Source organism: Delftia sp. 11MD, from assembly GCF_050907895.1.
Classification (GTDB): domain Bacteria; phylum Pseudomonadota; class Gammaproteobacteria; order Burkholderiales; family Burkholderiaceae_C; genus Comamonas; species Comamonas tsuruhatensis.
On sequence record NZ_CP194333.1, the window covers coordinates 1,715,350 to 1,741,183 of the forward strand.

Below are 25,834 nucleotides of genomic sequence, written 5' to 3' on the forward strand. Positions count from 1 at the left end.
GGGCCCCGGGCCTTAGCATCGCTGGGGTCCACACAGCCGATCCGAAAGCGCAGGTCCTGACGACCGTCAAGCGCGCAGCGGGCTCCAGGCCCCACCATGGCTGTTCCGTGGCAGCGTTTGCGAGCCTTCGTTTCGCAGACCATCCATCCGCAGGCACGGCCTTGCGGATGTCCATGAAAACCTCTTCGTCAACACGACCCCCAAAAGGAGATCCTGTATGAATCGTCGCAGCTGGATGGGACTGACCCTGGTCCTCGCAAGCACCGGAGCCCTGGCCCAGGCCTATCCCACCAAGCCGATCAAGCTGGTGGTGCCCTTCGCCCCCGGTGGCACGACCGACATCATCGCCCGCGTGATCGCCGAACCCCTGACCAAGGAACTGGGCCAGCCCGTGGTGGTGGACAACCGCGGCGGCGGCGGTGGCGTCATCGGCGCCATGGAAACCGCGCGCTCGCAGCCCGATGGCTACAGCCTGGGCATCGCCACGGTCTCGACCACGGCGACCAACCCCGCGATCAATCCCAAGATCTCGTACAACACGCTGACGGACTTCACGCCCATCATCAATGTGGCGGCCACGCCCAACGTGATCGCGGTGAACCCCAAGTTCCCTGCCAAGGACTACAAGAGCTTCGAGGCCGAACTCAAGAAGTCCCAGGGCAAGTACTCCTATGCGTCCTCGGGCACGGGCGGCATCCAGCACATGCTGATGGAGCTGTACAAGAGCCTGACCAACACCTTCGTCACCCACATCCCCTACCGCGGCGCGGGCCCCGCGCTCAACGACGTGGTGGCGGGCCAGGTGCCCATGGTGCTGGACAACCTGCCCTCGGCCCTGCCCTTCATCAAGGACAACCGCCTGGTGCCCATCGTGGTGGCCGCGCCCCAGCGCCTGGCCGTGCTGCCCAATGTGCCCACCTTCAAGGAAGTGGGCCTGGAGCCGGTGAACCGCATGGCCTACTACGGCATCCTGGGCCCCAAGAACATGCCCAAGGACGTGGTGGACAAGATCAACGCCGCCGTGCGCAAGGTGCTGCAGGACCCGGCCGTGCGCAAGCGCATCGAGGACACGGGCTCCCTGGTCATCGGCAACTCGCCTGAAGAGTTCGCCAAGCAGATCAAGGAAGAGTACGAGACCTACAAGAAGGTGGTTGCCCAGCAAAAACTCACGCTGGAGTAAGCACCGCCCTGAGCGGTTGGATCAGAGCCCGAGGTTCCTTGCGGACCTCGGGTTTTTTCGTTGTAGGCTTGATGGGATGTCCCAAGTGCCTGCCGCTTCCATCATGTCCCCCTCGGTTGCCGAAGCCGAACCTGCTGCCGATCCTGCATCCTGGCCCGCGCCGCTGCCGGCCAGCCTGGATGCGCTGGACCTTTTCATGGATGCGCTGCTGCTGGAAGACGGGCTGTCGCGCAATACGCTGGCGGCCTATCGCCGGGATCTGACGGCCTGGGGGCGGTGGCTGGCGCACCAGCGGCCGCCGCTGGCGCTGGATGCGGCGGGCGAGCTGGAGCTGCAGGGCTATTTCGCGGTGCGCGTGGAGCAGACCAAGGCCAGCTCGTCGAACCGGCGGTTGACGGTGCTGCGCCGCTACTACCACTGGGCGCTGCGCGAGCAGCGCATTGCGGCCGATCCCACGGTGCGCATGCTGGCGGCACGGCAGCCGCCGCGCGTGCCGCATACGCTGACGCAGGCTCAGGTGGAGGCGCTGCTCAAGGCGCCCGATGTCGATACGCCGCTGGGCCTGCGTGACCGCGCCATGCTGGAGCTGATGTACGCCAGCGGCCTGCGCGTGAGCGAGTTGGTGGATCTGCCGATGCATGGCATCGATCTGCGCTCGGGCGTGCTGCGCGTGACCGGCAAGGGGCAAAAGGAAAGACTGGTGCCTTTCGGCCAGGAGGCACATTGGTGGCTGGAACGCTACCTGGCCACGGCGCGCGGCGCCATCCTGGGCGGGCAGCGCAGCGATGCGGTCTTCGTGACCCAGCGCGGGGCTGCCATGAGCCGCGTGATGTTCTGGGTCATCGTCAAGCGCTGTGCGCAGATAGCCGGCATTACGGCACCGCTGTCGCCGCACACGCTGCGCCATGCCTTCGCCACGCATTTGCTCAACCACGGCGCTGACCTGCGCGTGGTGCAGATGCTGCTGGGCCATGCCGATATCTCCACCACCACCATCTACACCCATGTGGCGCGCGAGCGGCTCAAGGCCCTGCACGCTTTGCACCATCCGCGTGGTTGATTGGATGTGGTTGGTTCGCCGGATTGCCTATTTCTGGCGTTGAAACCGTCGAAGTGGCAAAGCCCGCCTCGGGGATATGTGCTTTGCACAACAATCACCGCCGTGTTCGATGTGTTTCTGCGGAGTTCTCGATGACTGATTTCCTGCGCCGGCATGTGCTGGTGACTTCCATGCTGGCGGCGACGGTGGCTGCCGCGGCCCTGCCGATGTCTGCGTCGGCTGCCGATGCGGCATGGCCCAGCCGGCCCATCCGCGTGGTGGTTTCCTACCCGGCCGGCGGCGTCAGCGATGTGGTGGCCCGCGCCCTGGGCGAGAAGCTGGCCGCCCGCCTGGGCCAACCTGTGGTGGTGGACAACAAGGCCGGCGCCGGCGGCGCCATCGGCCTGGACCTGGTGGCCAAGGCCGCACCCGATGGCTACACGCTGGGCTTTTCCTCCATCAGCCCGCTGACGCTGAGCCCGCACCTGGGCAAGCCCCTGTTCGATCCGCAGCGCGACCTGGTGCCCGTGACCAGCGTGATGTACTCGCCCGTGCTGCTGCTGGGCACGGCCCGCTCCACGGCGGCCGACTTCAATGCGCTGGTGGCCCAGGCCAAGGCGCAGCCCGGCGAAGTGCGCTGGGCCACGGCCGGCCTGGCCTCGCTGGGCCACATCATGCTCGAGCAGATCATGCATGCCTCGCAGGTCCGGATCACGCACATTCCCTACAAGGGCGGCGGGCAGCAGCTCAATGACGGCCTGAGCGCGCAGTTCGAAGTGCTGTCCACCAATGCCGGCCCGGCCGTTTTGCAGCACATCAAGGCGGGCAAGTTCAAGGCCCTGGCCGTGGGTGCACCCCAGCGCCTGGAGTCGCTGCCCGGCGTTCCCACGCTGGCCGAACTGGGCTACAAGAGCGCCAACATGACCTCGGTGTTCGGCATCTTCGCGCCCGCTGGAACGCCTGCGCCCGTGCTGCAAAAGCTCAATGCCGAGATCAACCAGGTGCTGGCCCAGCCGGACATGCGCGCCAAGCTGGAGGCCACCGACAACGTGGCCATGGGCGGCAAGGCCGAGGACTTTGCACGCCAGATCGAGGCCGAGTCCCAGTCCAACGCGCGCATCATTCGCGCAGCCGGCATCAAGCTCAATTGATGGAGCGCAGGGCGCCACCGGCGCCCATGCAAAAAGGGCTTGCAGCCGTCATGGCCGCAAGCCCTTTGTCTTTGGTGCCGGATGTGCGGGGCCCGCCTATGCCATGGGCTCGTCCGCCGTGAGATTGTCGGCCCAGGCCAGGGCCTGCAGATGCGCCCAGTTGACCTGGTGGTTGGACAGCTGCAGTGCATTGGCTGCGCGCGCGAAGCCTTCGTCATCGCCGCTTTCGCAGGCACGCGTCAACTCCAGGAAGGGCGCGAACACGCCCTTGTTGTGCACCAGCGCATCGATCACGGGCTGGGGCAGGGCGATGGACTCCAGCGCCTTTTCCATGGGCTGGCCCAGCATCACGTCCAGCAGCGAGAACACGCCGACCACGAAGGCGTTGTCGCACTCCTCGGGCGAGAGCAGCTCGGCCGTCAGCAACTCCATCAGGCGCCCGCGGACCACGGCGGTCTGGCCCACGGCCGGCGGCGTGCCGCCCGCGCGCGAAGTGGTCAAAAGCAGGGCCGCCCAGCGGAACAGCTTCTTGAGGCCCAGGATCATCACCGCGTGGCGGAACGAGGTGATCTCGCACGACAGGCCGAAGCCCGAGGAGTTGATGAAGCGCAGCAGGTTGAAGGACAGCGTGGGATCCTTCTTGAGCAGGGCTTCGATCTCGTCCGTGCTGGCCTGCTGGCGCACCAGATTGATCAGCTGGATGATTGTGGCCTGCGTGGGGCGGATGGTGCGCGCCTGCACGAGTTGCGGCTGGGCGAACCAAAAGCCCTGGAACAGCCGCACGCCCAGGTCGCGCATGCGCTCGAACTGCTCGGAGGTCTCGACCTTTTCGGCCACGATCTGGGCATTGGTATGGGCGCGCGCGAACTTCACCAGGGTCTCGGCATCGGCCAGTGCGAAGGTCTGCATGTCCAGCTTGATGAAGGCGGCCGCAGGCAGCCAGCTGGCATAGGCGCGGCGCAGCAGGTGCTGGTTGAAGGCCAGGCGGAAGCCGCGCTGGCGCAGGGCCTGGAAGGTGGGCAGGCGTTCCTCGATATCGGCAGCCGTGGCGTTCTCGCCCAGCGTGGGCACCTCCAGCACCACCTTGTCGGGGTGGATCAGTTCCAGGTGGCCGCCGGCCAGGCTGTCATGCGTGCAGTTGATGAAGACTGTCTTCTTGCCCACCAGCGCTTCGGCGCCCGCATACGACAGCGCGTTGAAGAGCAGGGCGGCATCGGAGGCCGCCGTGTGCGCATGCTGGGCCGTGGAGCGGTCGAAAAGCTCATAGCCGAAGACATCGCGCGCCTCGTTGACGATGGCCTGGCGCGCAATGACGGCCACCTGCCCGTCCTCCACCCCGGCTGGCAGGGGGGGCGGCGGAGCGGAGGAGTTGTCGTTGGTAGTCATTTGGAAGCTGAGAAAGATGGATGAGCGATGGCTTTCGATGGCGTTCTATAGCTTATAGCTATAGCGAGCTGTCTGCCAGTTGGTCGGTCCAGGCCAGGGCCTGCAGATGGGCCCAGTTGATCTGCTGGCTGCTCAGGCGCAGCGCGCCTGCGCTGCGGTGGAAGGCTGCATCGTCGCTGGCTTCGCAGGCCTGGGCCAGGATCAGCAGCTCGCCCAGCACGCCTTCGTGGCGCAGCACGGCGGCGGAGACGGCGTCGGGCACGGGGATCAGGCTCATGGCCACGTCCTGCGGCAGGTCCAGCATGCTGCCCAGCAGCGAGAAGATGCCGACGACGAAGGCCTGGTCGGAGTCTTCCTCGCTCAGCGATTCCTGGGCCAGCAGCTCCATCAGCCGCCCTCGGATCACGGCGGTCTGGCCGATGGCCGGCGGCGGGCCGCCGTTGCGCGATGCGGTCAGCAGCATGGCCGCCCAGCGGAACAGCTTCTTGAGGCCCATGAGCATCACGGCCTGGCGGAACGAGGTGATCTCGCGCTGCACGCCGAAGCCCACGGAATTGATCAGGCGCATCAGGTTGAAGGCCAGGCCCGCATCTTTCTTGAGCACATCCTCGATGGCATCGGTGCTGGCCTGCTGGCGCACCAGATTCAGCAGCTGGACAATGCTTTGCTGCGAGGGCGACAGCAGCTTGGTGCGCACCACCGTGGGCCGCGCGAACCAGAAGCCCTGGAACAGCTGTATGCCCAGGCGGCCCACCTGCTCATGCTGCTGGGCGCTTTCCACCTTCTCGGCGATCAGCTCGGCGCGCGTGTGGCGGCCGGCAAAATTGACCAGCACGGCCAACTGGTCAGGGGCCAGCACGGACAGGTCGAACTTGATGTAGTCGGCCAGGGGCAGCCAGGCTGCATAGGCGGACTCCAGCACCGTGTGATTGAAGGCCAGGTTGAAACCGCGTGCGCGCAGATTGCTGAGGATGGGCAGGCGGGCCTGTACCTCCTGCTGGGCGGCCAGGCCCAGCGGCGGTATCTCCAGCACCACCTTGTCGGGGTTGAGCAGCTCCAGATGCCCGCCGGCCAGGCTTTCATGCGTGCAGTTGACGAACATCAGCTTGGTGCCAACCAGATCTTCTTCGCCCGCATGCGACAGGGCCGTGAACACCAGGGACACATCCGAGGCCGCCGTATGGTCCGGGTAGGCGCGCGAACGGTTGAAAAGCTCATAGCCGATGATCTGCTGCACCCCGTTGACGATGGCCTGGCGCGCAATCATTCCCCGATCCGTGGACGCGGGGCTGGCCACAGGGGCATCGTTGAAGAGATGGACAGGCAATTCGGTCATGGAGTGTTCGGTCGAAGGGACACGGGAAGCAGCAGATCTAATTGTAGGAATGTTCTGAATAAATATGCCGACAGGCAGTGTCTGCTGGGACAAGTCCGATTGCGGAGTCGGACCCATCCTAGTTTGTAAACCATTGTGTGGCTTCACGAGCGGCCTGGGCCTGTCCGCACGGCGCAGGCAGGCTTTCTTCAGACCTGCTGCAACCAGGCCAGTTCAGTATCGGTGAAGCCTGCGGCGCGGCGTGCGCGTTCGTTGAAGGGCGGGCGCAGGCGCGGCGCCTCGTAGCGCAGGGTCAGCGCCTGGTAGTGGGCCTCGGGCTCCAGGCCTTCGCGCTCGCACAGCCAGCGGTACCAATGATTGCCTATGGCCACGTGGCCCACTTCCTCGCGCAGGATGATGTCGAGGATGTCCACCGCCGCCAGCGCATCGGGCGCGCGCGTGTTGCGCAGCTTGTTCTGGATCTGGGGCGTGGCGTCCAGGCCGCGCGCCTCCAGCGTGCGCGGCACCAGGGCCATGCGGGCCACCACGTCATGGGCGGTCTTCTCGCACATGGTCCACAGGCCCTGGTGGGCCGGGAAATCGCCGTAGTCGTGGCCCAGGTGCGCACGCAGATGCTCGCGCAGCAGGCGAAAGTGCCTGGCCTCCTCGGCGGCCACCTGCAGCCAGTCCAGGTAGTACTGCTGCGGCATGCCGTCAAAGCGCCAGACGGCGTCCAGCGCCAGATTGATGGCGTTGAACTCGATGTGGGCTATGGCGTGCATCAGCACGGCCCGGCCTTCCGGCGTCGCCGGCGAACGCCTTGCAACGGCGGTGTGGTGGCGCAGCTCGGGCCGCAGCGGGCGGCCCGGCAGGTCCGGCGCGGGATCCGGCAGGGCCGGTGCCTGCGGTGCTATTGAATAAAGCGCCTGCCGCGCATACATGTCCAACGCGGCGGCGGCCTTTTCTTCGGGGTCCGTGAGGCACAAGACCTCAAGGGCGCGGTGACGTAACTCCATCCCTACAATTCTAGGTTTCCTGCCATCACCAATAATTGACGGAGACAAAGACCCATGGCGATCTATGAACTGGATGGAGTGGCCCCTGAAGTGGCGGCGTCGGCCTGGGTGGCCGACAGCGCCGAAGTGATGGGCAATGTGCAGCTGGCCGAAGACGCCAGCATCTGGTTCGGCGCCGTGCTGCGCGGCGACTGCGAGAGCATCACCATCGGTGAGGGCAGCAACATCCAGGACGCGAGCGTGCTGCATGCCGACCTGGGCCAGCCGCTGGTCGTGGGGCGCCACGTGACCGTGGGCCACCAGGTCATGCTGCATGGCTGCACCATTGGCGACGAGTCGCTGATAGGCATCGGTGCCGTGGTGCTCAACGGCGCGAAGATCGGCCGCAACTGCCTGGTCGGCGCAGGCGCCCTCATCACCGAAGGCAAGGAATTTCCCGATGGCTCGATGATCATCGGCAGCCCGGCCAAGGCCGTGCGCCAATTGACGCCCGAGCAGATCGAGGGCTTGCGCCGCAGCGCCCAACACTATGTCGACAATGCGCGCCGGTTCAAGACCGGGCTGCGCAAGCTGGGCTGAGCGAGGCCCGGCACTTTTTTACGGAATCCATCAGCGTGTCTGAACTGCATAAATTCATCTTCGAAGGCCTGCCCGTGCGCGGCTCCATCGTTCGCCTCACCGATGCCTGGCAGGAAATCCTGCAGCGCCGCGCGGGCAACGGCGAGACCGGCGCCTACCCCGCTGCCGTGAGCGAACTGCTGGGAGAAATGGCGGCTGCGGGCGTGCTCATGCAGTCCAATATCAAGTTCAACGGCGCCCTGGTCTTCCAGGTCATGGGCGATGGCCCGGTCAAGCTGGCTGTGGCCGAGGTGCAGTCCGATTTCGGCCTGCGCGCCACCGCCACCCTGATCGGCGACCCTCCCGAAGGCGCCACGCTGGAACAACTGCTCAATGTGCACGGCGGCGGCCGCTGCGCCATCACGCTGGACCCCAAGGGGCGCCAGCCGGGCCAGCAGCCCTACCAGGGCGTGGTGCCGCTGCAGGATGCGCAGGGCCGGCGCTTCACCAAGGTGTCCGACGCGCTGCAGCACTACATGCTGCAGTCGGAACAGCTGGACACCGTGCTGGTGCTGGCGGCCGACGACCAGGTGGCCGCCGGCCTGCTGATCCAGCGCATGCCGGTCAAGGGTGAGGCCAACCTGGCCGCTGCCACCGAAAGCGAGCAGTCGGGTCAGGATGCCATCGGGCTGAACGAGGACTACAACCGTATCGCCACGCTGGCCTCCAGCCTCACGCGCGACGAGCTGCTCACGCTGGATGTGGAGACCATACTGCGCCGCCTGTTCTGGGAAGAGAAGCTGATGCGCTTCGTGCCCCAGCAGGACGAGGAGCATCCGCGCTTTGCGTGCACCTGCAGCCGTGACCGTGTGGCGTCCATGCTGGTGTCGCTGGGCTCCGAAGAGGTGGAGAGCATCCTGGAGGAGCGCGGCAGCATCGAGGTGGGCTGTGACTTCTGCGGCAAGCAGTACGAATTCGATCCCATCGACGCAGCCCAGCTGTTCACCGAGGCCGGCAAGCAGCCGCCGACCTCGACGAACGTCCAGTAAATACGCCCGGCTTCAGTCTCGCCCGCTGCGCAGCGCGTCGAACAATCGCCGCTCGCAGTCCGGGTCGCTGCATTGCTCGCAGCCGTAGGGGCGAAGGCGCGCGCTGCCTTGCGCGGGGCTTGCGGGCAGCCAGGACCAGTCCATTTGCGGAGCCTTGAGCCTGAGCGACTCGGCCAGCTGTTGCCATTGCCGGGCGGTATTGCCGTAGAGCACCACGTAGTCGCGTGACTGGCTTTGCAATTGGTCGCGCCAATGCTGGAGCTGTGCGGCAGGGCCATCGCTCACCCCTTCGTGCTCGGTGACGGAGGCTCTCCAATCCAGTCCCAGCAGGTAGACGGCCCCATGTTCCGGCAGAGACTGCCCCGGCTCGGCCGCCAGGCATTGCCAGTCGGCAGGAGATGCTCCGTGGTGCCGCCAGGCCTGGCGCAGTGCATGGGCCATGGAAAGCGCGAGCGCGGGTGGCGATCCCAGAAGAATCACCGGGGGCGGGGGCAAGCGGTCTGTGTCCAAGTACCTGTCTCGGCTTGCGCGCAGGCCCGGGCAAGGGGCGCAGGCGCCTTGTTGCAAAAGCACAAGGCCGGCATGAAGCCGGCCTTGGTGCAGGAAATCCCAATCCTCAGCGCCGCACGATCTGCACGAAGATCTCGTTGGGCTTGACCATGCCCAGTTCGCTGCGGGCCTTTTCCTCGACCATGGCCAGGCCGTCCTTGAGGTCGTTGACCTCGGAGGCCAGGCGGTCATTCTCGGCTTTTTCCAGCGCGTTGGCCACGTTCTGGTCGTGGATCTGCTGCTGCAGTTCCTTGACGTAGGCCACGCTGCCGTGGCCCAGCCACAACTGCGCGTGCACGGCGGCGAGCAGGGCGAGCAGGACAAGGGGGACGACGCGGTTGACCATGGCAGCAGATGTTGCGGAAAGGAAAAAGGCTTGCAGGCCCGATGGCTTGCAAGCCTAACGCTTTTCAGCGCAGGTTGTAGAAAGCCTCGCGGCCGGGGTAGTGGGCGATGTCACCCAGGTCTTCCTCGATGCGCAGCAGCTGGTTGTACTTGGCGATGCGGTCCGAACGGCTCAGCGAGCCGGTCTTGATCTGGCCGGCATTGGTGCCCACCGAGATGTCGGCAATCGTCGAATCCTCGGTTTCACCGGAGCGGTGCGAGATCACGGCCGTGTAGCCTGCGCGCTTGGCCATTTCGATGGCGGCGAAGGTTTCGGTCAGCGTGCCGATCTGGTTGATCTTGATCAGGATGGAGTTGGCGATCTTCTTGTCGATGCCTTCCTTCAGGATCTTGGTGTTGGTGACGAACAGGTCGTCGCCCACCAGCTGGACCTTGGCGGCCAGGCGGTCGGTCAGGATCTTCCAGCCATCCCAGTCGCCTTCGGCCATGCCGTCCTCGATGGAGATGATGGGGTACTTGTCGCACCAGCCGGCCAGCATGTCGGTCCACTGGGTGGCGGTCAGCGTCAGGTTGCCTTCACCGGCCAGCACGTACATGCCGTCCTTGTAGAACTCGCTGGCGGCGCAGTCCAGGCCCAGGGCGATCTGTTCGCCGGCCTTGTAGCCTGCGTTCTCGATGGCCTGCAGGATCAGCTGGATGGCGGCTTCGTGGTTTTCCACGGAAGGCGCAAAACCGCCTTCGTCGCCCACGGCCGTGCTCATGCCCTTGTCGTGGATGATCTTCTTGAGCGCGTGGAAGACTTCGGCGCCCCAGCGCACGGCTTCGCGGAACGAAGGCGCGCCCACGGGGATGATCATGAATTCCTGCAGGTCCAGGCTGTTGTTGGCGTGTGCGCCGCCGTTGATGACGTTCATCATCGGCACGGGCAGCTGCATGCCGCCCATGCCGCCCAGGTAGCGGTACAGCGGCAGGCCGGCCTCTTCGGCGGCGGCGCGGGCCACGGCCATGGAGACGGCCAGCATGGCGTTGGCGCCCAGGCGGCCCTTGTTGTCCGTGCCGTCCAGGTCGATCAGGGTCTTGTCCAGGAAGGCCTGCTCGGAGGCGTCCAGGCCCAGCACGGCTTCGGAGATCTCGGTGTTGATGTGCTCGACGGCCTTGAGCACGCCCTTGCCCAGGTAGCGGCTCTTGTCGCCGTCACGCAGCTCGATGGCTTCGCGCGAGCCGGTGGACGCGCCCGAAGGCACGGCCGCGCGGCCCATCACGCCCGATTCCAGCAGCACGTCGCACTCGACGGTGGGGTTGCCGCGGCTGTCCAGCACTTCGCGGCCTACGATGTCAACGATTGCACTCATGGCATTTCCTTTGCGGTTTTTGAAATCGGTGTGCAGGCGGGTTCCGGTGAGGTTGCGCCCTGGTGCTTGCCGGGCAAGCGGTATGGGTGGTCGGTGGCGTGGCAGGCTGCCGCGCCACCGTGCACGGCCATGCTCCGCGGCGCAGTATCTGCGATCGGGCGGCGGCCATTGTGCACAAATTGGGTGGATGGCTTTGTATGCGCTGCGCTCTTGACGGGCCGGGTATCGCTGGCCGCGGTCAGACGCCCTCGACGCAGACCATGCGCATGATGGCCGCGCCTTCGCGGGCTTCGCGGGCACGCAGGTACTCGGGCGTGTCGTAGAAAGCCTTGGCGGCTTCGAAGCTGGTGAACTTGAGGATCACGGTGCGGCCGGGATTCCAGTCGCCTTCGAGCACTTCGACCTTGCCGCCGCGCACGCAGACTTCGGCGCCATGCGCGCGCATGGCCTCGGTGCTCCACTTGCGGTACTCCTCGTACTGCTCGGGCTTGGTGACGGTGACGGACGCAATGATGTAGCCGCTGGCCATGGGTCAGACTCCAAAGTCGTTTTCGAGGAAGCCGTTCTTCTTGGTCACGTCGTCGAGCGCGACCAGGGTTTCGAGCAGGGCCTTCATGTGCTTGAGCGGCACGGCGTTGGGGCCGTCGCTGAGGGCGCAGGGAGGATTGGGATGGGTTTCCATGAACAGGCCCGCCACGCCCACGGCCACGGCCGCACGTGAGAGCACGGGCACCATCTCGCGCATGCCGCCGCTGCTGGTGCCGTTGCCGCCGGGCAGCTGCACGCTGTGCGTGGCATCGAAGACAACGGGCGCACCGGTCTCGCGCATGATGGACAGGCTGCGCATGTCCGAGACCAGATTGTTGTAGCCGAAGCTGGCGCCGCGCTCGCAGGCCATGAAGCTGTCCTCGGGCAGGCCGGCCTCCTTGGCGGCGGCGCGGGCCTTGTCGATGACATTCTTCATGTCATGCGGGGCCAGGAACTGGCCCTTCTTGATGTTCACCGGCCGGCCCGACTGGGCCACGGCACGGATGAAGTCGGTCTGGCGGCACAGGAAGGCCGGCGTCTGCAGCACGTCCACGACCTGGGACACGGCCGGTATCTCGGCCTCGGTGTGGACGTCGGTCAGGATGGGGACCTGCAGGTCCTTCTTCACCTTGGCGAGGATCTCCAGGCCCTTGTCCATGCCCGGGCCGCGAAAGCTGGCGCCCGAGCTGCGGTTGGCCTTGTCGTAGCTGCTCTTGAAGATGAAGTGGATGCCCAGGGCCGCCGTGATTTCCTTGAGCTGCCCCGCCACGTCCATCTGCAGCTGTTCGGACTCGACGACGCAGGGGCCTGCAATGAGAAAGAAGCGCCGGTCGAGGCCGACGTCGAAGCCGCAGAGTTTCATGGTGGGGATTCCTTGGGAAATGGTGGGCGGCGTTGCGGGGCTCAGGACTTGCGCGGTGCCTTCTGGCGCTCGATCGCAGCCTTCACGAAGGCATTGAACAGCGGGTGGCCGCTCCACGGCGTGGACTTGAACTCGGGGTGGAACTGCACGCCGATGTACCAGGGGTGAACTTCCTTGGGAAGTTCGACGATCTCGGTCAGCTGCTCACGCTGGGTCAGCGCCGAGATCACCAGGCCCGCTTCGCGCAGCTGGTCCAGATACTGGACGTTGGCTTCATAGCGATGGCGGTGGCGCTCGGTGACCACGTCACCGTAGATGCTGTGGGCCAGCGTGCCGGCCTGCACGTCGGAGGACTGCGCGCCCAGGCGCATGGTGCCGCCCAGGTCGGAGTTCTCGTCGCGGGTCTTGACCGTGCCGTCGGCATCCTTCCACTCGGTGATCAGGGCGATCACGGGGTTGGCGGACTTGGGGTCGAACTCGGTGGAGTTGGCGCCTTCGAGGCCGGCCACATGGCGGGCGTATTCGATGGTGGCCACCTGCATGCCCAGGCAGATGCCCAGGTAGGGCACCTTGTTTTCGCGGGCGTAGCGGGCCGTGGAGATCTTGCCTTCCACGCCGCGAGAGCCGAAGCCGCCGGGCACGAGGATGGCGTCGTACTGCGAGAGCTTGTCGCGCGCATTGGCGTCGCTGATGGTCTCGGAGTCCACATGGGTGATCTTCACGGCCACATGGCTTTGCATGCCGGCGTGCTTGAGCGCCTCGTTGACGGACTTGTAGGCGTCCGACAGCTCGACGTACTTGCCGACCATGGCGATCTTGACCTCGCCCTGCGGGTGCTCGGTCTCGTGGACCAGGTCATCCCAGCGCTTGAGGTTGGTGGGCGGCGTGTTCAGGCGCAGCTTGTCGCAGATCAGGCCGTCCAGGCCCTGCTCGTGCAGCATGCGGGGCACCTTGTAGATGGTGTCCACGTCCCACATGGAGATCACGCCCCATTCGGGAACGTTGGTGAACAGCGAGATCTTTTCCTTTTCCTCGTCCGGCACGCGGTGCTGGGCGCGGCACAGCAGGGCGTCGGGCTGGATGCCGATCTCGCGCAGCTTCTGCACGGTGTGCTGCGTAGGCTTGGTCTTGAGCTCGCCAGCCGTGGCGATCCAGGGCAGGTAGGTCAGGTGCACGAAGGCCGTGTTGTTGGGGCCCTGCTTGAGGGCCAGCTGGCGCACGGCTTCGAGGAAGGGCAGGGACTCGATATCGCCCACCGTGCCGCCGACTTCGCAGATGGCCACGTCCACGGCATCCGGCGTGCCGATGCCGGCGCCGCGCTTGATGTACTCCTGGATTTCATTGGTCACGTGAGGGATCACCTGCACGGTCTTGCCCAGGTAGTCGCCGCGGCGCTCCTTCTCCAGAACGCTCTGGTAGATGCGGCCGGTGGTGAAGTTGTTGGACTGCTTCATGCGCGTTTCGATGAAACGCTCGTAGTGGCCCAGGTCCAGATCGGTCTCTGCGCCATCGTCGGTCACGAACACTTCACCGTGCTGGAAGGGCGACATGGTGCCCGGGTCCACGTTGATGTACGGGTCCAGCTTGATGAGAGTGACTTTGAGGCCGCGCGATTCGAGGATCGCAGCAAGGGAGGCTGAGGCGATTCCCTTGCCCAGGGAAGACACCACACCGCCTGTGACGAAGACAAATTTGGTCATGTCTTTTATTGGTGGTGGTAAAGCAGGATTATAGATGCGCCGCCGAATTCGCCGCGCCGCGCGGGGCTGCTCGGACGTTGCGGCTCTGCTAAATTGCGCGCCATGACTGAAGTGTTCGCTGGTAAACATCTGGTGCTCGGCCTCTCCGGAGGCGTGGCTTGTTACAAATCTGCCCAGCTGGTGCGCCTGCTGGTACAGGCCGGGGCCACCGTGCAGGTGGTGATGACCGAGGCGGCCGAGCAGTTCATCACGCCGGTGACCATGCAGGCGCTGTCGGGCCGCCCTGTCTACGGATCGCAGTGGGACGCGCGCGAGCCCAACAACATGCCCCACATCAACCTCAGCCGCGAGGCCGACGCGATGCTGATCGCGCCCTGCAGCGCCGACTTCATCGCGCGCCTGGTGCAGGGCCGCTCCGACGAGTTGCTGAGCCTGATGTGCCTGGCGCGCCCCATGGACCGCGTGCCCCTGCTGTTGGCTCCGGCCATGAACCGCGAGATGTGGGCACACCCGGCCACGCAGCGCAACCTGGCGCAGGTGGCCGCCGACGGCGCACTGGTGCTGGGCGTGGGAACGGGCGACCAGGCCTGTGGCGAGGTGGGCGACGGCCGCATGCTCGAGCCCGAGGAAATCATGGAGGAGCTGGCCGCCTTCTTCACGCCCAAGCTGCTGCAGGGCCGCCAGGTGCTGGTCACGGCGGGCCCGACCTTCGAGGCCATCGACCCCGTGCGCGGCATTACCAACCATTCCAGCGGAAAGATGGGCTTTGCCATTGCGCGCGCCGCACGCGAGGCGGGCGCCCAGGTGACCCTGGTGGCCGGGCCCGTGCACCTGCGCACGCCGCGTGGCGTGCAGCGCATCGACGTGCAGTCGGCGCAGCAGATGTTCGATGCCGTGCAGCAGCAACTGCCCCAGGCTGGCGTGTTCATCGCCACGGCGGCCGTGGCCGACTGGCGCCCGGCCACGGCGTCAGACCAGAAGATCAAGAAGGACGGCTCGGGCCAGACCCCCACGCTGACCTTCGTCGAGAACCCCGACATCCTGGCGGCCGCCGCGCAGTCCGAGCCCGCACGCAGCGGACGGCTGTACTGCGTGGGCTTCGCCGCCGAAAGCCATGACCTGCTGCAGCACGCCAGCGCCAAGCGCCTGCGCAAGCAGGTGCCGCTGCTGGTGGGCAATATCGGTCCCGCAACCTTTGGGCGGGATGACAATGCCCTGCTGCTGATCGACGAGTCCGGCACCCAGGAGCTGCCGCACGCCTCCAAGTCCCTGCTGGCGCGCCAGCTGGTGGCCGAGATCGCCCGGCGCCTGCCACCCGCCCCTTGACACCATCGAAGGCCCGCATGTCACAGAACACCTACGAAGGTCCCCGCCACGGCGACTATGTGCGCTATGTGGATGAGCTGCTGCGCGCCAGCCCCCTGTACCGCTCTGCGGCCCACGGCTGGATGGCGCAGGGACGCAGCGATTTCACCGATGCGGTGGCCACGCCGGGCGCGCAGTCCCAGTCCGTGGTCGAGCGCGTGCGCGAGCAGGTGCAGGCTGCGGCCGAGAAGGCGCGCATCGCCGCGCAGCAGGCTTCGGTGCCCGCCTTGCCGGGACGCCAGCCGTCTGCAGGCGACAGGCATGGCGACAGGAACGGCGATAGAAATGGTGGCAGGGCCGATCGCGGCCGGCAGGCGGCCCGGGCACAGCAAGCCCAGGCCTCCTCCGCCGCCAAGGCCGTCAAGAAGACGGTCTTCAAGATAGGTCCGGGCCAGTTGCTGGGTATCGTGATCGGCCTGATCCTGGCCGTGGTGATTCCGGGCATCGGCCCCTTCATCCTGCTGCTCACCATCATCAATGCCATCGTCAAAGGCTTTCGCAGCGGGCTCAAGTCGTCCGGGTGACGGCGCGGGGCACAATGCGCGCTTTGCTTTTCAAGAGAGCCTGCCGTGAGGCGCTCCCCAGATTGTTTCCATGAACGTTGATATCAAGATCCTTGACGCGCGCCTGCGCGAGAACATGCCCGCCTACGCCACGCCGGGAAGCGCGGGCCTGGACCTGCGCGCCTGCATCGATGCGCCGCTGACGCTGGAGCCCGGCCAATGGCAACTGGTGCCCATGGGCATGGCCATGTACCTCAAGGACCCCGGCTACGCCGCCATGATCCTGCCGCGCTCGGGCATGGGCCACAAGCACGGCATCGTGCTGGGCAACCTGGTCGGCCTGATCGACAGCGACTACCAGGGCCAGCTCATGGTCAGCGCCTGGAACCGCTCGGCCACGGCCTTCACGCTGCAGCCCATGGACCGCCTGGCCCAGCTGATCATCGTGCCCGTGGTGCAGCCCAGCTTCAATGTGGTCGAGGAGTTCGAGTCGGCTTCCGAGCGCGGTGCGGGCGGCTACGGCTCCACCGGCAAGCAATAAGGCTTTCCGCCAGACATCGCCCGCAGCTGCGCTGCCAGGGCATCGCTTCAGGGAGGAGTCCGCATGGCCAGGCCATCCCGGCGCACGCGCCATCGCCCATCCGCGTCGTGGACGCGCGTGGTGCTCACGCAGGAAGACCGCATGCGCCGCCGCCTGCAGCAGCGCCACTGGCTGCGACTGCATGCGGCGTTGACGGGCGGCCTCAGCCTGGCCGGCATGTCGCTGCTGAGCCTGGCCTTGCTGCATGCGGGCGTGCACAGCATGGCGCTGCGCTACGGCGTGGCCCTGGTCTGCGGCTATCTGCTGTATCTGCTGCTGGTACGCCTGTGGGCCGAGTGCATGCTGCGCCGCGACTGGGATGGGCCGGATGTGCCCGATGCCGCGCCCGGCGGCAGCGGTTCTTCACCGGCCCGCACGCCCGAGGCTGGCGGATTCGAGAGCGGGCAGGGCGGCTCTTATGGCGGCGGTGGCTCCAGCGGCAGCTGGGACGACGGCGGTGCCATGTCCGAGGCCGCTTCCTCGGCGTCGCAAGGCTTTGACGTGCCCGGCATCGATGGGCTGGACGAAGGTGCTGTCGTCCTGGTGCCCGTGCTGCTGGTGTTTGCGGCGCTGCTGGTCGCGGTCACGGGCGCCGGGTCGCTGCTGTGGCTGGTCTTTGGGGCCGACCTGTTCCTGGCTGTGGCGGTGGAGGTGGCCTTTGCGCTGCTGATGGCGCGCACGCTCTACGTGGTGGAGCGCGAAGGCTGGCTGCTGGCCGCGCTGCGCCTGAGCTGGAAGCCGGTGCTGGGCGCGCTGGTGGGCGCCGTGGCGCTGGGTGCTGCGGCCGACTGGCTGTTTCCCCAGGCAGACACCCTGGTGCAGGTGCTGCGAGCGCTGAGAGGGGGGTGAGCCGCTGTCCTGCGGCCTCCCGCGCTCATGCCTCTCGTCGCGCTCCGGGCAGGTGCAGCTGCATGCGCAGGCCGCCCAGCGGCGAGCGGCTGGCTGCAATGCTGCCGCCATAGGTCTGCACCAGGTCACGCACGATATCCAGGCCCAGGCCTGCGCCGGGCCTGCGCTCGTCCAGGCGCTCGCCGCGCTCGAAGATGCGGTCGAGGTCGGCGTCTTCGATGCCAGGGCCGTCATCGTCCACCGTCAGCAGCAAGGGGCCGCCGGCCTGATCGTGCTCCAGGCCCTGGACTTCCAGGCTCACGGCCTGGGCTGCCCATTTGCCGGCGTTGTCCAGCAGGTTGCCCAGGATTTCCATCAGGTCCTGGCCGTCGCCCAGAAAGTCCCAAGGCTGCGCATCCCTCTTCAGCGTGAAGCGGATGCCGCGTCCGGCATGCAGGCGCTCCATGGTCCGCACCAGCGAGGCCAGTGGCGGCTCCAAGGGCGTGCGCAAGCCGGTCGCCTGGCGCGCTGCGGCGCGGGCCCGGGCCAGATGGTGGTCCACCTGGCGGCTGGCGCTGGTCACCTGCTCGCGCACCAGTTCGGCCAGCGCTCCGCTTTCCTGCGCGGCGGCGTTGCCAAGAATCGACAGGGGCGTGTTCACGGCATGGGCCAGATTGCCGGCCTGCGTGCGCGCGCGCTGGACCATGTCGGCGTTCACATCCAGCACATGATTGAACTCCTGCACCAGGGGGCGCAGTTCCTGCGGAAACCGGCCTTCAAGGCGCGGCGTGGCGCCCTTGCGCACGTCGGCCAGGCCTGTGCGCAGTAACTGCAGCGGCCGCAGCGCCAGGCGCAGCTGCAGCACCACGGCCAGAGCCAGCCCGGCCGCCAGCGTGCCCAGTGCGGCGATCAGCATGGTGGTGAAGCGCTGCATGGGCTCGGCCAGCAGGGCGCTGTCGGCCGCAACGATCAGGCGCAACGGCGGCGCCTCGGCTTCGGGCAATTGCAGGGGGCGTGCCACGGCCACGAGCGGGTGGCCCTGGCCATCGGGCAGCATGCCCGTGCTCAACGCCGTGTCCTCGTGGTGCTCATCCGGGCGACCGGCATCGGCACGGAACTGGCGCCAGTCCAGTGTCTGGTCCCACAGCGAACGAGAGCGCAGCAGGCCGGCCTTCTCGGGTGGGCCCGCCCCATCGCTCACCTGGTCGATCTGCCAGTACAGGCCCGACAGCGGTTGCGCCAGGCGCGGATCGCCCACGGCCAGTCCGACTTCGATGCGCCCGCCGGGCAGGCTGTTGACGGCTGCGCTGAGCTGGTCGAGCTGCAGCACCAGCTGCGCCTGCAACTGCTGCGCGATGTGATCGCGGAACAGTCCGCGCAGTCCCCAGCCGGCCAGCAGCACGGCCGCCAGCACCCAGGCCAGCGTGCCGGCCAGCAGGCGCAGGCGCAGCGAATCACCGAGCCGGGATACCTGTCTTTCCTGTGGTGCGTTCATGCAGCGGGCGCGCCTTCCACCAGCCGGTAGCCCATTCCGCGCACGGTTTCTATGCTTCCGGCCGGCAGTTTCTTGCGCAGGCGGCCGACGAAGACCTCGATGGTGTTGGAGTCGCGGTCGCTGTCCTGCGGGTAGATGTGTTCGGACAGCTCGGTGCGCGATATCACCTGGCCCACGCGCTGCATCAGCAGGGCCAGCACCTTGAATTCATGGCTGGTCAGCGTGAGCGGCTGGCCCGCCACGCTCACACGCGCCTGGCGCGAGTCCAGCACGATGGGGCCGCATTGCCACTGGGCGCTGGCGTGCGGGCTGAGCCGGCGCAGCAGGGCGCGCAGGCGGGCCATCAGCTCTTCCATGTGGAAGGGCTTGGCCAGATAGTCGTCGGCGCCGGCATCCATGCCGGCCACCTTCTCATGCCAGGCGCCGCGCGCCGTGAGGATCATCACCGGCATGACCCGCCCTTGTTCGCGCCAGGCGCGCAACACCGTCAGGCCATCGCGCACGGGCAGGCCCAGGTCCAGCACGGCGGCATCGAACTCCTCGACCTCGCCCAGGTACTGGGCCGTTGCGCCGTCGGCCGCCGTCTCCACCGTATGCCCGGCCTGCTGCAGCGCCTGCACGAGCTGGCTGCTCAGCGTGGGTTCGTCTTCCACCACGAGGATTCGCATCTGCGTCTAGTCCTTGCGCTTGAAGCTCAGCACCTTGCCATCGCGTGCATCGATCTTGAGCTTGGCCACGCGGCCGCCCGATTGCAGCAGCCGGATCTCGTAGATGAAGCGGCCGTCGTCATGCTCGAACTCGACCTTGATGACCTGGCCCTGGTAGTCGCGCTCGACCTGGTCGAGCACGGTGCGCAGCGGCAGCACGCGGCCTTGCTGCAGGGCCTGGCGAGCGAGTTCATGGTCGCTGTCGCCGGCATCCGAGGGCGTGGTCCAGGAGGCCAGTGCCGCCGCCATCAGCAGCAGCGAGGCCAGCAGCATCCAGGACCTGCGAGGAATGGAGAAGGATGGAGTGGGCATGGAAAACTTTATAGCCCAGCGTGGATGAACCTCGGATGAACGGCTGCTTCAGCTTGCGTTCATGGCCTGCATCGAACAATGGCTGCACGCCGTCGCAATCCACCGGAAACGAAGGCGCAGCAGCCGGCAGATGCGGCCTTTTCAGATGCATCGCCAGCCCAATCGCCGACCCAATCGCCGGCCCAGACGCCGGCCCAGACGCCGACCTTCACATGCCAAGGAGAACCTCATGCCTTCCATCCGACAACTGATTTCCCGCGCTGCACGCCATGGCCTGACGGGCCTGGGCATTGTTCTGATCGCCACTGCCGGGCTGGTCGCCCAGATGCAGGCCCAGGCCGCCGCCACGGGCGGTCCTTCGGTGACCGTGCAGGCCGGCGAAGCCGTGGCCACCACGGTGGCCTCCGTGCGCGGCGCCTTCCAGGGGCCGGGCCTGAGCATTCGCGAAGTCTTCGAGCGCATGGAAGGCCTGGGCTACCGCGACCTGCGCGAGATCGAGTGGGAAGACGGCCTCTACCAGGTCAAGGGCCAGACCAGCGATGGCCGTCCCGTGAAGCTCTATGTCGATGGCAACAACGGCAACGTGCTCAGCATTCGCGCACGCAATTGAGGCCGGGCCGGCGGGCTGATTTTTGTCAGCAAGTGTTCAGTCCGGTCGGCGCACATGCAGCCTGGGGCGTTGCAGTGGTATGCAGCCGCAGGCCGGGTCGGCGGCTGCCCTTGATCGATCCACGGACAGTACACAGGAGATTTCCATGCCCCCTTCCATTCATCGCTTGGGCGCCATCGGCACCAGCTGCATTGCAGCGCTGATGCTCAGCGCCTGCGCGGGCTATCCACAGCAGGGCGGATATCCGGGTGGCGGCTACCCTGCAGGTGGCTATCCCGCTGGCGGATATCCCGCCGGGGGCTACCCCAGCGGGGGCTATCCCGGCAGCGGCCAGCCCGGCACGGCCTATCCGGGCGGCGGTGGCTATGTGCAGCAGGGGCGCGTGACCAATGTGCAACTGGTTCAGATCCAGCAGCCCAGCGGCATCGGTGGCTCGGGCATAGGTGCCGGGGCAGTGGTGGGTGGCGTGGTCGGCGGCGTGCTGGGCCGTCAGGTGGGCAAGGGCAGCGGGCGCGACATCGCCACCATTGCGGGCGTGGTGGGCGGTGCCATGGCGGGCAATGCCATCGAGAAGAACACCGGCCCTGGCGACCTGCGCGATGTCTACCGTGTCACCGTGCAGTTGAACGACGGCAGCACGCGCGTGTTCGACTACCAGAGCAATCCGCAGCTGCGCGTAGGCGAGAGCGTGCGCGTGGACAACAACCAGCTTCTGCGCTGAGTACCAGGCTCGCTCCATGCAAAAGGGCTCCCCGAAGGGAGCCCTTTGCCATTTCAGCGCGGCAATTTCAGTGCAGCGTGTCGTTGCCCGGTGCCATGGGCTGGATGCGGAAGAAACCGGTGCCGGCCGAGCCGCGGCCGATTTCCTCCTCGGTGGCTTCGCGCACGCCTTCGACCTTCAGGTGCAGGCGCAGCGCGATGCCGGCCAGCGGATGGTTGCCGTCCAGCACCACATGCTCGGGATAGATTTCGGTCACCGTGTAGAGCAGGTCGGGCGGCACGGCGCTGCAGCCCTTGGGCAGGGCGCTGGCCTCGAAGCTCATGCCTTCTTCCAGCTCTGCCGGGAACAGGGCGCGCGGCTCCAGGAAGATCAGGCTTTCGTTGTAGTCGCCGAAGGCTTCCTCGGGCTCCAGGTGCAGGTTCAGGACCTTGCCCTGGCCGTGGCCCTGCAGAGCCTCCTCGATGCGCTTGAGCAGGTCGTCGCCGCCGACCAGGAACTCCACGGGCTCATCGAGCACGTCCAGTTCCTCGCCCAGGGTGTCCTTGAGGGTCCAGGTCAGAGCGACCACGCATTGTTCTGTGATTTCCATGGTGTGCAGCTTGTGCGGCCCATGCCGCGGTGGGGAAAAAGAAAGACCGCCGCGCGCGCCCTTGTTTGACGAAGGCGTGCCGGCGGCCGCGTTGGCGCGATTTTCCCACGGCGGCCCGGCTGCTGCGCAGGCCGGGCGGCGAGTCCTGCCGATCAGAACGGGTAGTGGCGGGGCGCGGTCTGCATGGTGATCCAGCGCGTCTCGGTGAAGGCGTCGATGCCTGCCTGGCCGCCGAAGTGGCCGTAGCCCGAGTTCTTCACGCCGCCAAAGGGCATCTGTGCCTCGTCATGCACGGTGGGGCCGTTGACGTGGCAGATGCCGGCCTCGATGCGCGCGGCCACGCGCCAGCCGCGTGCGGTGTCGCGGGTGTAGACGGACGAGGACAGGCCGAACTCGTTGTCGTTGGCCATGGCGATGGCCTGCTCCTCGCCGCGTACGCGCACGATGGCCTTGACGGGGGCGAAGGTTTCCTCGCGGAAGATCTCCATCTCGGGCGTGACGCCGTCGATCAGCGTGGCCGCCATCAGGGTGTTGGTGGCCTTGCCGCCGCACAGCAGTTTTGCGCCCTTGGCCAGCGCGTCGTCGATCAGGCGGTTGGCGCGCTCCACGGTGGCCATGTCCACCACCGAGCCCAGCACCACGGGGCCCTTGCGCGGATCGCCCAGCGGCAGCGAGGTGGCACGGGCCACGAGCTTGTCCAGGAAATCCCCGGCCACGGACTCGTCCACGATGATGCGTTCGGTGGACATGCAGATCTGGCCCGAGTTGGCGAAGGCACCGAAGGTGCAGCCGGCCACGGCGGCGTCGATGTCTGCATCGTCCAGCACCACGAAGGGCGCCTTGCCGCCCAGCTCCAGAATGGCGGGCTTGAGGTACTTGGCGCAGGTCTGGCCGATGATGCGGCCCACGCGCGTGGAGCCTGTGAAGTTCACGCGGCGCACGGCCGGGTGGGCCACCATGGCCTCGACCACGGCGCCGGCATCTTCGGGCGCATTGGTCACGAAGTTGACCACGCCGGGCGGCAGGCCGCCTTCCTGCAGGGCCTCGATGATCAGGCCGTGCGTGGCAGGGCACAGCTCCGAGCCCTTGAGCACCACGGTGTTGCCGCAGGCCAGCGGCGTGGCGATGGCGCGCACGGCCAGGATGACGGGCGCATTCCAGGGCGCAATGCCCAGCACCACGCCAGCGGGCTGGCGCACGGCCATGGCCAGGCTGCCGGGCACGTCAGAGGGAATGATCTGGCCGTTGATCTGGGTGGTCAGCGATGCGGCCTCCAGGAACATGTTGGCGGCCAGGTGCACGTTGAAGCCGGCCCAGATGCCAGAGGCGCCCGTCTCGGCGGCCATGGCGGCGGCAAAGGCCTCGGTCTTGGCCTCCAGCGCCTGCGATGCCTTCATCAGCATCTGGCGGCGTTCGGTCGGGCCCAGCGCGGCCCAGGCGGGGAAGGCCTGTTGCGCGGCTTCGACGGCGCGCACGGCATCCTGCGGCGTCGCGGCCGGGGCGCGCGTGGCCACCGATCCGTCCAGCGGATTGCGGCGCTCGAAGGTGGCGCCGTTGCCGGCCTGTGCGGCCTGGCCTGCGATGAGCATGGTTTGTTCGATCATGACTGTCTCCTTGGTATGCGGTTGTGGCCTGGGCGTTGGCGCAGCCGGGCGTGCCGGTCATCGTAGAAGCAGGCGATGGCGCAGGCAGCCCGCTGGGCGCACAAAGCGCATGACGGATCGTGCACGGGCTCCGGGGTTTACCCTTGTCCTGGCTGTCCGCGGGGAAAGCCATGGGGCGCGACGGGCCTGCACTTTCCCATAATCACGTCCATGGCCGCACACAGATCCTTCACCCGTGCGGCGAGCAGGAGAGACCGCACATGACCGATGCCATGGTGTTGAGCACCGACGGACTGCCGCCCGGCGAGACAGCGTCGGCCTGGCACGCCTGGATGTCGCGCCTGTTTGCTGGCCTGGATACCGATGTCTATGGCGATCGCCTGTTCGAAGGCCATGTGCGCGTGGCCAATGCCGGCGATGTGGTGCTGACCCGGCTGGAGGCGGGCCGCCACCGCGTCATGCGCAGCATGCAGGGCCTGCGCGCCCATGAGTCCCCCTATCTGAAGATCGTCGCGCCCTGGGAGGGCGTGGCCAGCGTGCGCCAGCACAACCGCGAGGCCAGCGTGCGCAAGGGCAGCTGGGTGATCTATGACACGGCGCAGGAGTACGAGGTCACCAACCCCGAATGGTCCGAACACCTCATCGTGATGCTGCCGCGCCAGGCCATCGTGGAACGGGGCATCCGGCTGGAAGGGCTGATGGGGCGCAATGTGGGCGGCAGCTCGGGCATTGCCCGCATCGCGCTGGAAACCATGCGCAGCACGTACCAGGAGCTGCCCGGCATGGCACCGCACCTGGCGCGCCGCGCGGGCGAGCTGCTGGTGGACATGGTCCATCTTTCGCTGCAGGAGCTGGCCGGGCAGGGCACGGCAGGCACCCAGCAACTGGCGCTGCAGGACCGCATACGCGCCCATGTGGTGGCCCATCTGCGCGATCCGGGCCTGTCGGTGGAGTCCGTGGCCGCCGCGCTCAACTGCAGCAAGCGCCATTTGCACAACGCCTTTGCGGACAGCCAGACCAGCCTGGGCGCCTTCATACAGCACAGCCGGCTGGAGCTGTGCATGCGCGAGCTGCTGCTGCCCGAGCACGCGCAGCGCACCATCACCGAAGTCGCCATGGACTGCGGCTTTGGCAGCAGCGCGCATTTCAGCCGGGCCTTCAAGGCCTATACGGGCCTGGCGCCCTCGGATTTCAGGGCCATGCGCAAGGCTGCGGGCTGAGCGTCGTCCGGCCATTTCGGGCCGGCTTGCGCTGGCGCCAGGACAGGGCAATGGCCGCATAGGACAATGCCGCCCTGTCTTTCTGCTCATTTCGGACCATTCCATGGACACCAACACCCCGCTTGCCCTGCTGGGCGGGCTTACCGCTTCCCAATTCATGCGCCGCCACTGGCACAAGAAGCCCTTGCTGGTGCGCCAGGCAATCCCGGGCTTCAAGCCCCTGATTCCGCGCGCCAGGCTGCTGGCCATGGCAGGCGAGGACGGGGTGGAATCGCGCCTGATCCAGCAGCACGACGGCGGCAGCTGGAAGCTCAGCCACGGCCCGCTGTCGCGCCGCAGCCTGCCTTCGCTGCAAAAGCCCGGCTGGACCGTGCTTGTGCAGGGCGTGGACCTGCACGACGACGGCGTGCACCAGTTGATGCAGCAGTTCCGCTTCGTGCCCGAGGCGCGGCTGGACGACCTGATGATCAGCTTTGCCACCGACCAGGGCGGCGTCGGCCCGCATTTCGACAGCTACGACGTCTTCCTGCTGCAGGCCCATGGCCGCCGGCGCTGGCGCATCGGCCGCCAGAAGGACCTGTCGCTGCAGCCCGATGTGCCGCTGAAGGTGCTCTCGCATTTCGAGCCGGAAGAGGAGTTCGTGCTCGAGCCCGGCGACATGCTCTACCTGCCCCCGAAGTGGGCCCATGACGGCATCGCCGAAGGCGAGTGCATGACGTACTCCATCGGCTTTCGCTCGCCCGCGCGCGACGAGCTGGCCCGCGAGCTGCTGCTGCGCATGTCCGACGAGCCCGATGAGCCCGAAGTGCCGGTCGTCTACCGCGATCCCGACCAGCCGGCCGTCGAAGCCCCGGGCGAGATTCCCGCCAGCCTGCACGATTTCGCCCGCAAGTCGCTGGAACGCGCGCTGGCCGAGCCGCTGGCGCTGGAGCGCGCTCTGGGCGAGTACATGACCGAGCCCAAGGCCAATGTGTGGTTCGAGCATGGCGAGGAAAACGGCATGTTCGAGAGCGTGGTCCTGGACCGCCGCACCCGCATGATGTATGACGCCAGGCACATCTTCATCAACGGAGAAAGCTATCTGGCCGGTGGCCGCGATGCCACGCTGATGCGCAAGCTGGCCGACACGCGCGCGCTGTCGCGCACCGATCTGGCCAAGGCCAGCGACGATGCGCTGGAGCTGCTGTCCTCGTGGTTTGACGCAGGCTGGGTGCGTGGCGGCAAGCTGTCCTGAACCGGGTAGACGCTGCGCCACAGGCATGCTAAGTTC

At 66.9% G+C, this 25,834-nt stretch carries 27 protein-coding genes; 13 read left to right on the top strand and 14 right to left on the bottom strand.

Going from position 1 to position 25,834, the window contains the following annotated elements:
• Positions 1-217: 217 nt before the first annotated feature.
• From ACRSCF_RS07725 to ACRSCF_RS07735, 3 genes are all read left to right on the top strand, one after another.
• The gene (locus tag ACRSCF_RS07725; RefSeq protein ID WP_016447654.1) at positions 218-1,180 is read left to right on the top strand and encodes a tripartite tricarboxylate transporter substrate binding protein BugE; all 963 of its coding nucleotides are present in this window, start codon (positions 218-220) and stop codon (positions 1,178-1,180) included.
• A 103-nt stretch (positions 1,181-1,283) separates the two neighbouring features.
• Entirely contained in the window at positions 1,284-2,240 is a 957-nt protein-coding gene (gene xerD, locus ACRSCF_RS07730; protein ID WP_052151639.1) for a site-specific tyrosine recombinase XerD, read from the top strand.
• A gap of 131 nt (positions 2,241-2,371) precedes the next feature.
• The gene (locus ACRSCF_RS07735) at positions 2,372-3,370 is read left to right on the top strand and encodes a Bug family tripartite tricarboxylate transporter substrate binding protein (protein WP_016447652.1); all 999 of its coding nucleotides are present in this window, start codon (positions 2,372-2,374) and stop codon (positions 3,368-3,370) included.
• A gap of 96 nt (positions 3,371-3,466) precedes the next feature.
• Here ACRSCF_RS07735 and ACRSCF_RS07740 read toward each other — a convergent pair whose 3' ends face one another.
• The 3 genes from ACRSCF_RS07740 to ACRSCF_RS07750 form a co-directional block, all read right to left on the bottom strand.
• The gene (locus ACRSCF_RS07740; RefSeq protein ID WP_016447651.1) at positions 3,467-4,756 is read right to left on the bottom strand and encodes an EAL and HDOD domain-containing protein; all 1,290 of its coding nucleotides are present in this window, start codon (positions 4,754-4,756) and stop codon (positions 3,467-3,469) included.
• Between the two features lie 58 nt (positions 4,757-4,814).
• Positions 4,815-6,092 (bottom strand): EAL and HDOD domain-containing protein, encoded by a 1,278-nt coding sequence (locus ACRSCF_RS07745; protein WP_016451246.1) that lies wholly within the window; start codon positions 6,090-6,092, stop codon positions 4,815-4,817.
• Between the two features lie 188 nt (positions 6,093-6,280).
• Entirely contained in the window at positions 6,281-7,087 is an 807-nt protein-coding gene (locus tag ACRSCF_RS07750) for a ferritin-like domain-containing protein (RefSeq protein ID WP_016447649.1), read from the bottom strand.
• 54 nt (positions 7,088-7,141) lie between these two features.
• On the opposite strand from ACRSCF_RS07750, the gene ACRSCF_RS07755 reads away from it, so the two are divergent.
• Both ACRSCF_RS07755 and ACRSCF_RS07760 read left to right on the top strand, forming a co-directional pair.
• On the top strand, positions 7,142-7,666 hold the full coding sequence (locus ACRSCF_RS07755; RefSeq protein ID WP_016447648.1) for a gamma carbonic anhydrase family protein: 525 nt from the start codon (positions 7,142-7,144) through the stop codon (positions 7,664-7,666).
• Positions 7,667-7,701: 35 nt separating this feature from the next.
• Positions 7,702-8,694 (top strand): Hsp33 family molecular chaperone HslO, encoded by a 993-nt coding sequence (locus ACRSCF_RS07760; RefSeq protein WP_017404370.1) that lies wholly within the window; start codon positions 7,702-7,704, stop codon positions 8,692-8,694.
• Positions 8,695-8,706: 12 nt separating this feature from the next.
• On the opposite strand, the gene ACRSCF_RS07765 is transcribed toward ACRSCF_RS07760, so the two are convergent.
• The 6 genes from ACRSCF_RS07765 to ACRSCF_RS07790 all read right to left on the bottom strand — a co-directional run bounded on the left by ACRSCF_RS07765 (position 8,707) and on the right by ACRSCF_RS07790 (position 14,030).
• Positions 8,707-9,135, bottom strand: a complete 429-nt coding sequence (locus tag ACRSCF_RS07765; protein WP_017404371.1) for a hypothetical protein — start codon at positions 9,133-9,135, stop codon at positions 8,707-8,709.
• Between the two features lie 175 nt (positions 9,136-9,310).
• Positions 9,311-9,589: a cell division protein FtsB gene (gene ftsB / locus ACRSCF_RS07770; RefSeq protein WP_012206908.1), complete on the bottom strand. Its 279-nt coding sequence runs from the start codon at positions 9,587-9,589 to the stop codon at positions 9,311-9,313.
• A 64-nt stretch (positions 9,590-9,653) separates the two neighbouring features.
• Entirely contained in the window at positions 9,654-10,940 is a 1,287-nt protein-coding gene (gene eno / locus ACRSCF_RS07775) for a phosphopyruvate hydratase (protein WP_012206907.1), read from the bottom strand.
• A 238-nt stretch (positions 10,941-11,178) separates the two neighbouring features.
• Complete coding sequence (locus tag ACRSCF_RS07780; protein WP_046240927.1) at positions 11,179-11,469, bottom strand: DUF1330 domain-containing protein; 291 nt, start codon at positions 11,467-11,469, stop codon at positions 11,179-11,181.
• A 3-nt stretch (positions 11,470-11,472) separates the two neighbouring features.
• Complete coding sequence (gene kdsA / locus ACRSCF_RS07785; protein ID WP_017404374.1) at positions 11,473-12,330, bottom strand: 3-deoxy-8-phosphooctulonate synthase; 858 nt, start codon at positions 12,328-12,330, stop codon at positions 11,473-11,475.
• 41 nt (positions 12,331-12,371) lie between these two features.
• Complete coding sequence (locus tag ACRSCF_RS07790) at positions 12,372-14,030, bottom strand: CTP synthase (RefSeq protein WP_016447642.1); 1,659 nt, start codon at positions 14,028-14,030, stop codon at positions 12,372-12,374.
• Positions 14,031-14,132: 102 nt separating this feature from the next.
• On the opposite strand from ACRSCF_RS07790, the gene coaBC reads away from it, so the two are divergent.
• The 4 genes from coaBC (at position 14,133) to ACRSCF_RS07810 (ending at position 17,327) form a co-directional block, all read left to right on the top strand.
• Entirely contained in the window at positions 14,133-15,356 is a 1,224-nt protein-coding gene (gene coaBC, locus ACRSCF_RS07795) for a bifunctional phosphopantothenoylcysteine decarboxylase/phosphopantothenate--cysteine ligase CoaBC (protein ID WP_026062130.1), read from the top strand.
• 17 nt (positions 15,357-15,373) lie between these two features.
• Positions 15,374-15,919 carry a hypothetical protein gene (locus tag ACRSCF_RS07800; RefSeq protein ID WP_013801107.1) on the top strand — a complete coding sequence of 182 codons (546 nt, stop codon included), beginning with the start codon at positions 15,374-15,376 and terminating at the stop codon, positions 15,917-15,919.
• Between the two features lie 70 nt (positions 15,920-15,989).
• Positions 15,990-16,439 carry a dUTP diphosphatase gene (dut, locus tag ACRSCF_RS07805; RefSeq protein WP_034364193.1) on the top strand — a complete coding sequence of 150 codons (450 nt, stop codon included), beginning with the start codon at positions 15,990-15,992 and terminating at the stop codon, positions 16,437-16,439.
• Positions 16,440-16,502: 63 nt separating this feature from the next.
• Complete coding sequence (locus tag ACRSCF_RS07810) at positions 16,503-17,327, top strand: hypothetical protein (protein WP_203400537.1); 825 nt, start codon at positions 16,503-16,505, stop codon at positions 17,325-17,327.
• A gap of 25 nt (positions 17,328-17,352) precedes the next feature.
• On the opposite strand, the gene ACRSCF_RS07815 is transcribed toward ACRSCF_RS07810, so the two are convergent.
• The 3 genes from ACRSCF_RS07815 to ACRSCF_RS07825 are packed head-to-tail and all read right to left on the bottom strand — an operon-like array spanning position 17,353 to position 19,781.
• Entirely contained in the window at positions 17,353-18,801 is a 1,449-nt protein-coding gene (locus ACRSCF_RS07815) for an ATP-binding protein (RefSeq protein WP_244387905.1), read from the bottom strand.
• Positions 18,798-19,469, bottom strand: coding sequence for a response regulator transcription factor (locus tag ACRSCF_RS07820; RefSeq protein ID WP_016447636.1), 672 nt, complete (start codon positions 19,467-19,469; stop codon positions 18,798-18,800). Before ACRSCF_RS07820 ends, ACRSCF_RS07815 begins: the two co-directional genes overlap by 4 nt.
• Before the next feature lie 6 nt (positions 19,470-19,475).
• Positions 19,476-19,781, bottom strand: a complete 306-nt coding sequence (locus tag ACRSCF_RS07825) for a PepSY domain-containing protein (RefSeq protein WP_016447635.1) — start codon at positions 19,779-19,781, stop codon at positions 19,476-19,478.
• Positions 19,782-20,049: 268 nt separating this feature from the next.
• On the opposite strand from ACRSCF_RS07825, the gene ACRSCF_RS07830 reads away from it, so the two are divergent.
• Positions 20,050-20,430 (top strand): PepSY domain-containing protein, encoded by a 381-nt coding sequence (locus tag ACRSCF_RS07830; RefSeq protein WP_016447634.1) that lies wholly within the window; start codon positions 20,050-20,052, stop codon positions 20,428-20,430.
• A 145-nt stretch (positions 20,431-20,575) separates the two neighbouring features.
• Positions 20,576-21,151, top strand: a complete 576-nt coding sequence (locus ACRSCF_RS07835) for a glycine zipper 2TM domain-containing protein (protein WP_016447633.1) — start codon at positions 20,576-20,578, stop codon at positions 21,149-21,151.
• A gap of 67 nt (positions 21,152-21,218) precedes the next feature.
• Here the strand turns inward: ACRSCF_RS07835 and ACRSCF_RS07840 are convergent, their stop codons facing one another.
• A complete protein-coding gene (locus ACRSCF_RS07840) occupies positions 21,219-21,740 on the bottom strand; it encodes an FKBP-type peptidyl-prolyl cis-trans isomerase (protein ID WP_016447632.1) in 522 nt (173 codons plus the stop codon).
• A 152-nt stretch (positions 21,741-21,892) separates the two neighbouring features.
• Positions 21,893-23,344 carry an aldehyde dehydrogenase gene (locus tag ACRSCF_RS07845; RefSeq protein ID WP_016447631.1) on the bottom strand — a complete coding sequence of 484 codons (1,452 nt, stop codon included), beginning with the start codon at positions 23,342-23,344 and terminating at the stop codon, positions 21,893-21,895.
• A gap of 260 nt (positions 23,345-23,604) precedes the next feature.
• On the opposite strand from ACRSCF_RS07845, the gene ACRSCF_RS07850 reads away from it, so the two are divergent.
• Together ACRSCF_RS07850 and ACRSCF_RS07855 are read left to right on the top strand one after the other, a co-directional pair.
• Positions 23,605-24,564, top strand: coding sequence for a helix-turn-helix domain-containing protein (locus ACRSCF_RS07850; protein ID WP_244387906.1), 960 nt, complete (start codon positions 23,605-23,607; stop codon positions 24,562-24,564).
• Between the two features lie 103 nt (positions 24,565-24,667).
• Entirely contained in the window at positions 24,668-25,798 is a 1,131-nt protein-coding gene (locus ACRSCF_RS07855; RefSeq protein ID WP_016447629.1) for a cupin domain-containing protein, read from the top strand.
• Positions 25,799-25,834 lie beyond the last annotated feature (36 nt).

What these genes read in the sequence shown, in the direction of transcription:
- eno (WP_012206907.1), bottom strand. Translation starts at nt 10,940, where the DNA reads ATGAGTGCAATCGTTGACATCGTAGGCCGCGAAGTGCTGGACAGCCGC.
- dut (WP_034364193.1), top strand. Translation starts at nt 15,990, where the DNA reads ATGAACGTTGATATCAAGATCCTTGACGCGCGCCTGCGCGAGAACATG.
- ACRSCF_RS07755 (WP_016447648.1), top strand. Translation starts at nt 7,142, where the DNA reads ATGGCGATCTATGAACTGGATGGAGTGGCCCCTGAAGTGGCGGCGTCG.
- ftsB (WP_012206908.1), bottom strand. Translation starts at nt 9,589, where the DNA reads ATGGTCAACCGCGTCGTCCCCCTTGTCCTGCTCGCCCTGCTCGCCGCC.
- ACRSCF_RS07835 (WP_016447633.1), top strand. Translation starts at nt 20,576, where the DNA reads ATGCCCCCTTCCATTCATCGCTTGGGCGCCATCGGCACCAGCTGCATT.
- ACRSCF_RS07840 (WP_016447632.1), bottom strand. Translation starts at nt 21,740, where the DNA reads ATGGAAATCACAGAACAATGCGTGGTCGCTCTGACCTGGACCCTCAAG.
- ACRSCF_RS07790 (WP_016447642.1), bottom strand. Translation starts at nt 14,030, where the DNA reads ATGACCAAATTTGTCTTCGTCACAGGCGGTGTGGTGTCTTCCCTGGGC.
- ACRSCF_RS07800 (WP_013801107.1), top strand. Translation starts at nt 15,374, where the DNA reads ATGTCACAGAACACCTACGAAGGTCCCCGCCACGGCGACTATGTGCGC.
- ACRSCF_RS07825 (WP_016447635.1), bottom strand. Translation starts at nt 19,781, where the DNA reads ATGCTGCTGGCCTCGCTGCTGCTGATGGCGGCGGCACTGGCCTCCTGG.
- ACRSCF_RS07725 (WP_016447654.1), top strand. Translation starts at nt 218, where the DNA reads ATGAATCGTCGCAGCTGGATGGGACTGACCCTGGTCCTCGCAAGCACC.
- kdsA (WP_017404374.1), bottom strand. Translation starts at nt 12,330, where the DNA reads ATGAAACTCTGCGGCTTCGACGTCGGCCTCGACCGGCGCTTCTTTCTC.
- ACRSCF_RS07845 (WP_016447631.1), bottom strand. Translation starts at nt 23,344, where the DNA reads ATGATCGAACAAACCATGCTCATCGCAGGCCAGGCCGCACAGGCCGGC.
- ACRSCF_RS07780 (WP_046240927.1), bottom strand. Translation starts at nt 11,469, where the DNA reads ATGGCCAGCGGCTACATCATTGCGTCCGTCACCGTCACCAAGCCCGAG.
- ACRSCF_RS07735 (WP_016447652.1), top strand. Translation starts at nt 2,372, where the DNA reads ATGACTGATTTCCTGCGCCGGCATGTGCTGGTGACTTCCATGCTGGCG.
- ACRSCF_RS07815 (WP_244387905.1), bottom strand. Translation starts at nt 18,801, where the DNA reads ATGAACGCACCACAGGAAAGACAGGTATCCCGGCTCGGTGATTCGCTG.
- ACRSCF_RS07855 (WP_016447629.1), top strand. Translation starts at nt 24,668, where the DNA reads ATGGACACCAACACCCCGCTTGCCCTGCTGGGCGGGCTTACCGCTTCC.
- ACRSCF_RS07765 (WP_017404371.1), bottom strand. Translation starts at nt 9,135, where the DNA reads ATGGCCCATGCACTGCGCCAGGCCTGGCGGCACCACGGAGCATCTCCT.
- ACRSCF_RS07745 (WP_016451246.1), bottom strand. Translation starts at nt 6,092, where the DNA reads ATGACCGAATTGCCTGTCCATCTCTTCAACGATGCCCCTGTGGCCAGC.
- coaBC (WP_026062130.1), top strand. Translation starts at nt 14,133, where the DNA reads ATGACTGAAGTGTTCGCTGGTAAACATCTGGTGCTCGGCCTCTCCGGA.
- ACRSCF_RS07850 (WP_244387906.1), top strand. Translation starts at nt 23,605, where the DNA reads ATGACCGATGCCATGGTGTTGAGCACCGACGGACTGCCGCCCGGCGAG.
- xerD (WP_052151639.1), top strand. Translation starts at nt 1,284, where the DNA reads ATGTCCCCCTCGGTTGCCGAAGCCGAACCTGCTGCCGATCCTGCATCC.
- ACRSCF_RS07820 (WP_016447636.1), bottom strand. Translation starts at nt 19,469, where the DNA reads ATGCGAATCCTCGTGGTGGAAGACGAACCCACGCTGAGCAGCCAGCTC.
- ACRSCF_RS07740 (WP_016447651.1), bottom strand. Translation starts at nt 4,756, where the DNA reads ATGACTACCAACGACAACTCCTCCGCTCCGCCGCCCCCCCTGCCAGCC.
- ACRSCF_RS07830 (WP_016447634.1), top strand. Translation starts at nt 20,050, where the DNA reads ATGCCTTCCATCCGACAACTGATTTCCCGCGCTGCACGCCATGGCCTG.
- ACRSCF_RS07810 (WP_203400537.1), top strand. Translation starts at nt 16,503, where the DNA reads ATGGCCAGGCCATCCCGGCGCACGCGCCATCGCCCATCCGCGTCGTGG.
- ACRSCF_RS07750 (WP_016447649.1), bottom strand. Translation starts at nt 7,087, where the DNA reads ATGGAGTTACGTCACCGCGCCCTTGAGGTCTTGTGCCTCACGGACCCC.